Below are 10,093 nucleotides of genomic sequence, written 5' to 3' on the forward strand. Positions count from 1 at the left end.
CGTCGACCAACCCCGTGTCACAGGAGCGAGGGCCATCTCGTCTCGGGGACGAACGCATCGACCAACGCGGAGGAGCACACGATGGACACCCGCCTGAACTACTTCGCCACCCCGGCCGCCGGCGAGGCCCTGAAGCACTTCATGTCGGCCGGAAAGGTGTTGAAGGACATGCCGCTGCCGGCCACGACGCAGGAGCTGGTGGCGCTGCGCGTGAGCCAGATCAACGGCTGCGCGGCCTGCATCGACATGCACACCAAGGAAGCCGCCGCGGCCGGCGAGAGCCCGGTGCGGCTGAACCTGGTCGCGGCGTGGCGGGAGGCGACGGTCTTCACCGAGGCCGAACGCGCCGCGCTCGCGCTGGCGGAGCAGGGAACCCGGGTCGCGGACGCGGCCGCCGGCGTCAGCGACGAGGTGTGGACGCGTGCCGCCCGGCACTACGACGAGGAGCAGCTCACGGCCCTTGTCATGCTGGTCTCGTTCATGAACGCGGTGAACCGGCTGAACATCATCACCCAGCAGCCGGCCGGCGAGTACCGGGTCGGGCAGTTCCACTGAACCGCCGCTGTGGAAGCGCACCGTCCACTTCGAGAACGAACCGCCCACCACGAAAGGCCGCCGCGCCGGCGAAGGCCCGGCCGGCGTGTGGACCGCGAGGGGAGCCGGCGTGAGCAAGGTCGAGGAGTTCGAGGAGTTGCGTCCGCTGCTGTTCTCGATCGCCTACCGCATCCTGGGCAGCGTGAGCGAGGCGGAGGACGCCGTGCAGGAGACCTGGCTTCGCTACGACGCCTCCACCACCCGGCCGGTGTCGGTCAAGTCGTTCCTGTCGGCCACGGTGACCCGGCTCGCCGTCGACGTGCTGCGCTCCGCCCGGGTGCGGCGGGAGGAGTACGCCGGCCCGTGGCTGCCCGAGCCGCTGCTGGACGATCCGTACGAGGAACCGGCCCGCGCGGCGGAACTGTCCGACTCGGTGTCCATGGCGGTGCTGCTCCTCCTGGAGCGGCTCAGCCCGCTGGAGCGGTCGGTCTTCGTGCTGCGGGACGTCTTCGCCTTCGGCTTCGACGAGATCGCCGCGGCCGTGGGCCGCTCGGAGGCGGCGTGCAGGCAGCTGCTCGTCCGGGCCCGCCGCCACATGAGAGAGGGACGGCCCCGGTTCGAAGCGGACCGCCGGGAGCGGCAGGAGCTGGCGAGGCGTTTCTTCGAGGCACTGGCCCGAGGGGACGTGGACGGACTGCAAAGGCTGCTGTCGGCCGACGTCCGGATCGTCGGGGACGGCGGCGGCAAGGCCCCGCAACTGGCCCGGACGGTCGCCGGCGCCGGGAACGTGGCCCGGCTGCTCGCCGCCGTCCACCCGCTGCTGAGGCTGGTCGGCATCACGTTCGAACCGTGCGAGGTCAACGGACAGCCGGGCGCCGTCTTCCACGACCGCGACGGCAGGGTTCTCCTCGTCCTCGTCCTCGACGTGCTCGACGGGCAGATCGCGACCGTCCGCTCGGTCATCAACCCCGACAAACTCGGTCACCTCGGCCCGGTCGCCGACGCCTGGGCCGTGGACAGGGAGGTGAAGCGGGCCCGCAGGCGGAAGCAGTGACGTCCCGGCCGGCCGTGTCCGGGACCGGCCGGCCGTGCCCCGGACGCGGACCTGCCGAATGCCGGACGGAACCGGCCTCGGCACGGTCCGTCTGTACGATGCTCGGGCGTCATGCTTGACCTTCCTCGCCAGTGGCGGGGTGCCGGATCACCTGCTCGCCATGGGGGCCGGGCGCACGAACGTGCCGTCGGGCGACGGCCGATGGAGAAGGTGTGCGTGAAGCCGGACGTGGCGGGCCTGCCTCCGGCAGCGGAGGCATGGGGAGGTCTCGCGGGGGACGTGTGACAGTGTGTGACAGATGAAGGTGTGAACCCGTGACCGAAGCCAGGACCGAGACGCTGCAGTACCGCTTTGACGGGCCGGAACACCTCCCCGTGCTGATCCTGGGCCCCTCCCTCGGCACCACATGGCACATGTGGGACCGCCAGATCCCCGAGCTGACCAAGCAGTGGCGGGTCATGCGGTTCGACCTGCCGGGGCACGGCGGCGCCCCCGCCCATCCGGCCGACTCCGTGGGTGAGCTGATGGAGCGGCTGCTCGCCACCCTCGACGGGCTCGGCGTGCACCGGTTCGGGTACGCCGGGTGCGCGCTCGGCGGGGCGATCGGGACCGAGCTGGCGTTGCGGCATCCCGAGCGAGTCGCCTCCCTGGCGCTGATCGCCGCCTCGCCCCGCTTCGGCACCGCCGACGAGTTCCGCCAGCGCGGGGTGATCGTGCGGACCAACGGGCTCGACCCGATGGCCCGTTCCGCACCCGACCGCTGGTTCACCGGCGGTTTCGCCGCCGCGCAGCCCGCCATCACCGAGTGGGCCGTGCAGATGGTGCGCACCACCGACCCCGGCTGCTACATCGCGGCCTGCGAGGCGCTCGCCTCCTTCGACGTGCGTGCCGAGCTGGGCCGGGTCGGTGTGCCGACCCTGGTGCTGGTCGGCTCCGAGGACCAGGTCACCGGGCCCGCCGAGGCCCGCACCCTGGTCGCCGGCATCCCCGACGCCCGGCTCGCCGTGGTGCCCGGCGCCTCCCACCTGGTGCCGGTGGAGCAGCCCGCCGCCGTCACCGACCTGCTGGTGCGGCACTTCTCCACCGCCTGGCAGCCCGCCGTCGAGTACGGCACCGGCCAGACCGCCCTCCCCGCAGGCGCCGCCCAGCCGGCCCTGGCCGCCGTGCCGCCGCAGACGGGGCCGGCCGGCGAGATCGCCCCGGCAGCCGCACCCGAACCGCAGACCTGCGGACGGCCCGACCCGTACGACGCCGGGCTCAAGATCCGCCGGGAGGTGCTGGGCGACGCCCACGTCGACCGGGTGCTCGGCGAGGCCGACGACTTCTCCGCCGACTTCCAGGAGCTCGTCACCCGCTACGCCTGGGGCGAGGTCTGGGACCGGCCCGGCCTCGACCGGCGCGCCCGCAGCTGCGTCACGCTCGGCGCCCTGCTCGCCGGCGGCCACCTGGACGACCTCGCGGTGCATGTCCGCGCCGCCCTGCGCAACGGGCTCACCCCCGCCGAGATCAAGGAGGTCCTGCTCCAGGGGGCGGTCTACGCCGGCATCCCGGCCGCCGACCGTGCGTTCCGCATCGCCCAGCAGGTGGTCCTGGAGGAGACGACCCCGCAGGAGTAGCCGGGGGCCGGGCGCGGCGGGCGGCTCGCCGCAGGCCACGCGACGCCCGGGAGGGCGATGCAGGATGGACCCATGAAGCTCACGAAGAAGTCGCACTCCTGCGTCCGGCTGGAGAAGGACGGACGGGTGCTCGTGCTCGACCCCGGAGGGTTCAGCGAGGAGGACGCCACCCACGGGGCGGAGGCGATCCTGGTCACCCACGAGCATCCCGACCATTTCGACGAGGGGCGGCTGCGGGCCGCGCTCGAGGCCGACCCCGGGGTCCAGGTGTGGACGCTGAAGTCCGTCGCCGACCAGCTCGCCCCGGCGTTCCCCGGCCGCATCCACACCGTCGGCCACGGGGACACCTTCACCGCCGCCGGCTTCGACGTGCAGGTGCACGGCGAGCTGCACGCCGTGATCCATCCGGACATCCCGCGCATCACCAACGTCGGCTACCTCCTGGACGGCGGCGCCCTGTTCCACCCCGGCGACGCCTTCACCGTGCCCGACCAGCCGGTGGAGACGCTGATGCTCCCGGTGATGGCCCCGTGGAGCAAGGTCGCGGAGGTCATCGACTACGTGCGCGAGGTCCGCCCGCGCCGCGCCTACGACATCCACGACGCCCTGCTCACCGACCTCGCCCGCCCGATCTACGACCGGCACATCGGCGGCCTGGGCGGCGCCGAGCACCTCAGGCTCGACCCGGGGGCCTCCGCCGACCTCTGAGAAACCGCACGTCACCGGGTGTGCGGCGGGCGGTGGTCGAGCGTTGTCGGACCCTCCGGGTAGGTTGTGAGACATGCGCATCGCGACCTGGAACGTGAACTCGATCACCGCCCGCCTGCCGAGGCTGCTGGCCTGGCTGGAGAGCAGCGGCACGGACGTGCTGTGCCTGCAGGAGGCCAAGGTCGCCGAGGAGCAGTTCCCGGTCGAGCAACTGCGCGAACTGGGTTACGAGTCGGCGGTCCACGCCACCGGCCGGTGGAACGGCGTGGCGGTGCTCTCCCGCGTGGGCATCGAGGACGTCGTCAAGGGTCTGCCCGGCGACCCCGGTTACCAGGGCTCGGTGGAACCGCGCGCCATCTCCGCGACCTGCGGACCGGTCCGCCTGTGGTCGGTGTACGTGCCCAACGGGCGCGAGGTGGACCACCCGCACTACGCCTACAAGCTCCAGTGGATCGAGGCGCTGAAAGCCGCCGTCGCCGGTGACGCGGCGGGCGACCGCCCGTTCGCGGTGCTCGGCGACTACAACATCGCGCCCACCGACGACGACGTCTACGACCGGGCCGCATTCGAGGGCTCCACGCATGTCACGCCCGCCGAGCGTGCCGCCCTCGCCTCGCTGCGCGAGACCGGCCTGACCGACGTCGTCCCGCGCCCGCTGAAGTACGACCACCCCTTCACCTACTGGGACTACCGCCAGCTCTGCTTCCCCAAGAACCGGGGCATGCGCATCGACCTGGTGTACGGCAACGAGCCCTTCGCCAAGGCGGTCAAGGACGCCTACGTGGACCGCGAGGAGCGCAAGGGCAAGGGCGCCTCGGACCACGCCCCGGTCGTGGTGGACCTGGAGGTGTAGCCGGGCGGGGAGACGCAGCCGGGGGAGGGCTACGGTCCGCCCGCCAGCTCCCGCAGGTCCACCGACTCGGCCAGTGCCGCATAGCCCGCGTCGCCCGGATGCAGATGGTCGCCGCTGTCGTAGGCGGGCAGCATCCGGGACGGGTGTCCCGGGTCGCGCAGCACCGCGTCGAAGTCCAGCACGCCGTCGAAGACGCCCGAGGAGCGGATCCACGCGTTCACCGCGACCCGCCCCGCGTCGACGGCGGCCGTGCACCGCGATTCGCCCTCGCAGGGCAGCAGGGTCGTCCCCAGCATCCGCAGGCCCCGTTCCCGGCCGCGCTCCACCAGTTCGCGCAGGCCCTCGATCACCTCGTCCGGCGACCAGCCCCAGCGCAGATCGTTGACGCCCATGAAGACCACCGCGGTGCGGGCCGAGGTCTGGGCGAGGACGTCCCGGTCGAAGCGGTGCAGCGCGCTCACCCCGGCGACGTCCGAGGACACCCCGTCGCCGGGATACCGGTCGGAGAGCACGCGGTTGCCCGAGATCCCGTGGTTGAGCACCCCGTAGCGGGGCACCGTGTGCTGGGCGCGCAGCCGGTCGGCCAGGACGTCGGTCCAGCGCCGGTTGGCGTCCGGGGTCGACCTGATCCCATCGGTGATCGAGTTGCCGAGCACCACCACCGATCCCGGGCCGCCCGAGACGTCCACCCCGGTCAGCAGCGGCCAGGTGGTCACCTCGGTCCCGAACGCGCCGGGTGCGCGGTCGCCGGTGTGGTCGCCGGGCTCGCTCAGATACGACCGCTGCAGCGCCTCGGCGTGCAGGGGAGCGTCCCGCACCGTGCCCGGAAGGTGGAGGCTGACCAGCAGATCGGTGTCCGCCGGCACCTCGAAGCCCAGCGGGTCGCTGTACGCCTGCGCCCCCGCCGGCACGACCACCTCCGGGCGGCCCCGGAAGCTCAGCCGCACGGGCTCGCCGCGCGCCCCGGCGCCGGACGCCCGCACCGCCACCGTGGCCCCGCCGATGCGCACCGGCCGGTCCGCGAAGGTGTTCTCCAGCCGCACCCGGATCCGTGAACCGCCGGCCGAGGTGTGCACCACCAGCCGCAGCGTCCGGTCCGTCCACGGGCCGACGCTCGTCCTGCCGGACGTGGACGCCGCCCAACTGCCGCTCCAGCCGCGCGAGACGTCCCGCACCGACAGCGAGAACACATGCAGATCGCGCGCCCGTGGCAGCCGCACCGAGGCCACGGACCGGCCCGGCAGCAGCGGCACCGTCCGCACATACAGCCGGGCCTTCTCGTCGAGTCGGCCGTCCTCGGTGTTGACGTGCGGCAGGCCGACGGCCTGCTCGGCGGGGGGTCCGGTGCGCCAGTCGGGCGCCGTCAGCCGGAAGGCGCTGCTGCTGCCGTCGGTGTAGGTCACCGAGCCCGCGCCGCCGGTCTCCCGGCCCGCCGTGCCCGCCACCAGGAAGGCGAGGGCGTCCCCGCTCCCGCCGTACAGGCGCACCCGCTGCCCGGCGGCCCGTACGTTGTCCGGCTCGCCGGGACGGGTTCCGGGCCAGGTCAGACGGGCGCCCTGCACGGTGAGTTCCCGGCCCGGGGTCCAGCCGGCCGCGGTGAGGTCCCGCGCGGACAGGGAGGCGCCGAAGCCGTCGAAGTCCGCCTCGTCCGGACGGGCGTCCTCGCTGACGGCCACGTTGTCGAAGAGCAGTTCCAGGGGTAACGGGGGAGGGTCGGACGCGGCCCGTACGACCGTCGCCGGCACCAGCCAGGCGCAGGTGACCGCCAGGACCACGGCCTTCCGGATCCATCGGCGCACCCAGGCTCCTCTCGTCCCTCCACCCGGCCTGCCGTCGTCGGCGCCGGACGCGGACCGCAACGAGAAGCTAGACAGTGTGACCGGAGTGGTCAACGTGCCATGCGCGGACCGGAGGTGCAACGGTGCCGGAAGCCGCCCGCGCGGCCGTCCCCGCGCGCCTGTGGTGCGCGACACGGTCCGAATGACAGGCTGGAGGTATGAACATCCCTTTCCTGGGCCACCGGCACCGGAAGGCGGGGCTGCCCGATCCCGAGGGCATCGCGGAGCTCCTCGCCGAGTGCGAACTGCTGCGCTCCCAGGCGGCCCGGGCGGGCGTCCGGCTGGACGACTCCCCGGCCTCCCTGGAGGCGCTGGACCAGCTGGTCCCGGGCTGGCGGGACGACGAGGAGACCCTGACCTGGCTCGGCAACGACGCGGGCCTGTACCTCGGCACCGTCATCGTGCGCACCGTGCCCGGCGCCGCCTGGGAGATCCGTCCCGACGGCCAGCCGGTCGTGCGGCTGGCCTCCGGCCGGGAGTTCGATGTCGTGGACGCGGGACGCGCCTGGGCCGCCAGCGGCGTGCCCGAGCTGTCCCAGCTCTATGCCGAGGTCTCGGAGACATGACAAGAAGCAGCTGCGAAGCAGCTGACATAAATACGGCGTAAATACGGCTTATGCCGGAAAAGTGCGTGTCGCTTCGTCCTCGCGATCTTGGCTGGATACGTTGCGGCAACCACCGCACGGCTGAGGATGAACAGGGGTGGTCATGGCCGGCGATCCGCTGATCGAACTGCGTGCTGTCAACAAGTACTTCGGTGACCTGCATGTGCTGCAGGACATCGACCTCACCGTCGACCGGGGGGAGGTCGTCGTGGTGATCGGCCCGTCCGGGTCGGGCAAGTCGACCCTGTGCCGGGCGATCAACCGTCTCGAGACCATCCAGTCGGGGACGATCCTGGTGGACGGACAGCCGCTGCCGGAGGAGGGAAAGGCGCTGGCGCGGCTGCGCGCGGACGTCGGCATGGTCTTCCAGTCGTTCAATCTGTTCGCCCACAAGACCGTCCTGCAGAACGTCTCGCTGGGACAGGTCAAGGTGCGGGGCCGCAAGAAGGAGGAGGCCGACCGGCGTTCGCACGAGCTGCTCGACCGGGTCGGCGTGGCCAATCAGGCGGACAAGTACCCGGCGCAGCTCTCCGGCGGCCAGCAGCAGCGTGTGGCGATCGCGCGGGCGCTGGCGATGGAGCCGAAGGTGATGCTCTTCGACGAGCCCACCTCGGCGCTGGACCCCGAGATGATCAACGAGGTCCTGGAGGTCATGCGGCAGCTGGCCGCCGACGGCATGACGATGATCGTGGTCACCCACGAGATGGGCTTCGCCCGCTCGGCGGCCAACCGGGTCGTCTTCATGGCCGACGGCCGCATCGTGGAGGACCGCACGCCCGACGAGTTCTTCACTCGCCCGGAGAGCGACCGGGCCAAGGACTTCCTCTCCAAGATCCTCAAGCACTGAGCGGCGTGACGCGTACGGATCGGTCCCGCCGTTCCTCGACTACGATGGGCCTTTCGCCGCGGTGGGACAGGGCACTTCGCGACTCGGGCGGGGTCGCCGCCACCGGGCGGGGCCCACCGCCCCCGACCCGCGGGGCGGCGGACCGCATCGGCCAGTCCCGTCCGGCGGCAGCCGGAGATCACTGCTCGCGCAGCGGCACCGTCACATAGGACGGGTCGTCCGCCGGCGAGGAGAAGGTCAGCTGCGCGCCGGACGGGTTGTGCTCGATGTAGAGCGGGTCCACCGTGTCGACGACCAGGGCGAGCCGGTGTCCGGCGGGCACGTCGTAGGCCGTGGAGAAAAGCTCCAGGTCGACGCCGAACGGCCTGCCGGGCGTGCGCCCGTGGAAGGTGAACGGCGCGTTGCTGACCAGCTTGCCCAGGCCGAGCGGCCCCACGTCGTACAGATAGGCGACGAGGGTGCCGCTCGGCTTGGTCGGAGTGACGGTGGTGTGCAGCTTCGCCGCCCCCCGGATGCGCTGGGTCGTGCGGTGGCGCTCCGACTGCCAGACCGCCGCATAGCGTCTGGGCAGCAGCGGCACGTACGTCATCGGCGGCACCTGGGCCACCTGGTCGAGGATGCTGGAGAGGAAGACGATCCCGCCGTCCGCGCCGGAGTTGACGTTGGCGCGGATCGTGACGGAGCCGGCGAGGTCGATCTTGCGGCTGGTGGCGGCCACCGACTTCCAGTCCGGGTAGGTCTCGTAGCCGCCGGAGGAGCGGGGCTTGAGGCGGACGGGGGCCTCGCGGCCGATGCCGTTGGCGACGCCCCGCAGATGGTGGTCGAACCAGCGCCGGGTGTCCTGCCAGACGTCGTTGGGCAGCCCGAGGAGTCCGGCGATCTCGGGGGTGGCGTGGTCACCGGGGCGCATCTGCAGCCGCTTGGGGCCGGTGAGCTTCTCGTAGAAGTCGGTGTACTGGTTGGGCGGGAAGATGGTGTCTCCCCAGGCGTTGGCGAGCATCACCGCCGTGCCGTTGCGGTTGAGGCGGTCCACATAGGTCTTGGGGGAACGTCTGTCCCCCCACTCGATGATCTCCGGCTCGCGCGCGAGGTTCGAGGCGTAGAAGTCGGCGAAGACCGAGCGCAGTTCCTCGCTCTGCCGGCCGGTGACCCGGCCCGCGCCGTCGAGCACCGCGGCGGCCTGCACGGACTGGGTGCGCCCGGAGTAGATGGAACCGATCAGATCGGCCCAGCCGCTGAGCGCCGCCACCACCTTGACCCGCTCGTCGTGCGCGGCGGCGAGCAGGCTGATCCCGGCGCCGTAGGAGACGCCCGCCATGCCGATGCGCCGTTCGTCGGCCGGGGTGTGGGCGAGCGCCCAGTCGATCACGCGTGAGGCGTCGGCCGTGTCGCGGGGTCCGGCGACCTCGATCTCGCCGCCCGACTGCCAGAAGCCGCGCACGTTGTAGGTGACGACGACGTATCCGGAGTCGGCGAGCTGCTGCGCCTGGGCCAGGTACTCGATCTGCGGGAGCCCCCAGCTGGTGGGGAGCACGAGGAGCGGGTAACGGGTCCTGCCGCCGGCGCCCTTGGGGGTGACGACGTTGGCCTTGAGGACCGTGCCGCCGTCGCCGGTGATGTCGACGAAGCGGACCGGGTTCGGGGCTGCCTGGGCGACGGGGGCGAGGTGGAGGGCGCTTCCGGCGATCAGGGCCGCCGACACGGCGCCCACGGCGGTCGTGCGCAGGGCCTTGCGATGGGGTCCCACGGTCACTCCTCACTCGTGTCAGTGCAAAGTGACCAGACGGTAACCTTCGCTCTCCACCAGGGGTACCCGTCGGTAAGTTACGTGCCAGTAACGATTGTTGAATCGTGGCGGACGTCAGGATTCCGAGTGAGCCTTCTGTGCTTTCTGCGGCGCCGGTGCAGGCAGCGGCGTCTGCGCCGCCTTGGTCACGTCCCCGACCAGCTCCACCACGTCCGGGCCGTACGCCTGAGAGTTGACCACCTTCAGCAGCAGCACGAAGGAGCGCCCGCCGTACTTGCGGGACAGCCGTTC

Annotated in this window: 9 protein-coding genes; 7 read left to right on the top strand and 2 right to left on the bottom strand. The window is 72.1% G+C overall.

The features are described 5' to 3' along the window. The first annotated feature begins 81 nt into the window (after nucleotides 1-81). The 5 genes from HCJ93_RS08980 (at nucleotide 82) to HCJ93_RS09000 (ending at nucleotide 4,765) form a co-directional block, all read left to right on the top strand. Nucleotides 82-555, top strand: a complete 474-nt coding sequence (locus HCJ93_RS08980) for a carboxymuconolactone decarboxylase family protein (protein ID WP_167992778.1) — start codon at nucleotides 82-84, stop codon at nucleotides 553-555. A 109-nt stretch (nucleotides 556-664) separates the two neighbouring features. After that, on the top strand, nucleotides 665-1,588 hold the full coding sequence (locus tag HCJ93_RS08985; RefSeq protein ID WP_167992779.1) for an RNA polymerase sigma-70 factor: 924 nt from the start codon (nucleotides 665-667) through the stop codon (nucleotides 1,586-1,588). Between the two features lie 314 nt (nucleotides 1,589-1,902). Further along, complete coding sequence (gene pcaDC, locus HCJ93_RS08990) at nucleotides 1,903-3,204, top strand: bifunctional 3-oxoadipate enol-lactonase/4-carboxymuconolactone decarboxylase PcaDC (RefSeq protein ID WP_167992781.1); 1,302 nt, start codon at nucleotides 1,903-1,905, stop codon at nucleotides 3,202-3,204. 72 nt (nucleotides 3,205-3,276) lie between these two features. Continuing rightward, a complete protein-coding gene (locus HCJ93_RS08995) occupies nucleotides 3,277-3,912 on the top strand; it encodes an MBL fold metallo-hydrolase (protein WP_167992783.1) in 636 nt (211 codons plus the stop codon). A 73-nt stretch (nucleotides 3,913-3,985) separates the two neighbouring features. Then, nucleotides 3,986-4,765: an exodeoxyribonuclease III gene (locus HCJ93_RS09000; RefSeq protein WP_167992785.1), complete on the top strand. Its 780-nt coding sequence runs from the start codon at nucleotides 3,986-3,988 to the stop codon at nucleotides 4,763-4,765. Nucleotides 4,766-4,794: 29 nt separating this feature from the next. Here HCJ93_RS09000 and HCJ93_RS09005 read toward each other — a convergent pair whose 3' ends face one another. Further along, complete coding sequence (locus HCJ93_RS09005; protein WP_167992787.1) at nucleotides 4,795-6,564, bottom strand: SGNH/GDSL hydrolase family protein; 1,770 nt, start codon at nucleotides 6,562-6,564, stop codon at nucleotides 4,795-4,797. 197 nt (nucleotides 6,565-6,761) lie between these two features. Between HCJ93_RS09005 and HCJ93_RS09010 the strand changes: the two genes are divergently transcribed. Both HCJ93_RS09010 and HCJ93_RS09015 read left to right on the top strand, forming a co-directional pair. Further along, nucleotides 6,762-7,169 carry a DUF6278 family protein gene (locus HCJ93_RS09010; protein ID WP_167992789.1) on the top strand — a complete coding sequence of 136 codons (408 nt, stop codon included), beginning with the start codon at nucleotides 6,762-6,764 and terminating at the stop codon, nucleotides 7,167-7,169. A gap of 142 nt (nucleotides 7,170-7,311) precedes the next feature. Further along, nucleotides 7,312-8,055, top strand: a complete 744-nt coding sequence (locus HCJ93_RS09015; protein WP_167992791.1) for an amino acid ABC transporter ATP-binding protein — start codon at nucleotides 7,312-7,314, stop codon at nucleotides 8,053-8,055. Nucleotides 8,056-8,233: 178 nt separating this feature from the next. Here the strand turns inward: HCJ93_RS09015 and HCJ93_RS09020 are convergent, their stop codons facing one another. Beyond that, the gene (locus HCJ93_RS09020; protein ID WP_167992792.1) at nucleotides 8,234-9,802 is read right to left on the bottom strand and encodes an alpha/beta fold hydrolase; all 1,569 of its coding nucleotides are present in this window, start codon (nucleotides 9,800-9,802) and stop codon (nucleotides 8,234-8,236) included. Nucleotides 9,803-10,093 lie beyond the last annotated feature (291 nt).

The organism is Streptomyces composti, from assembly GCF_012034205.1.
GTDB lineage: Bacteria > Actinomycetota > Actinomycetes > Streptomycetales > Streptomycetaceae > Streptomyces > Streptomyces composti.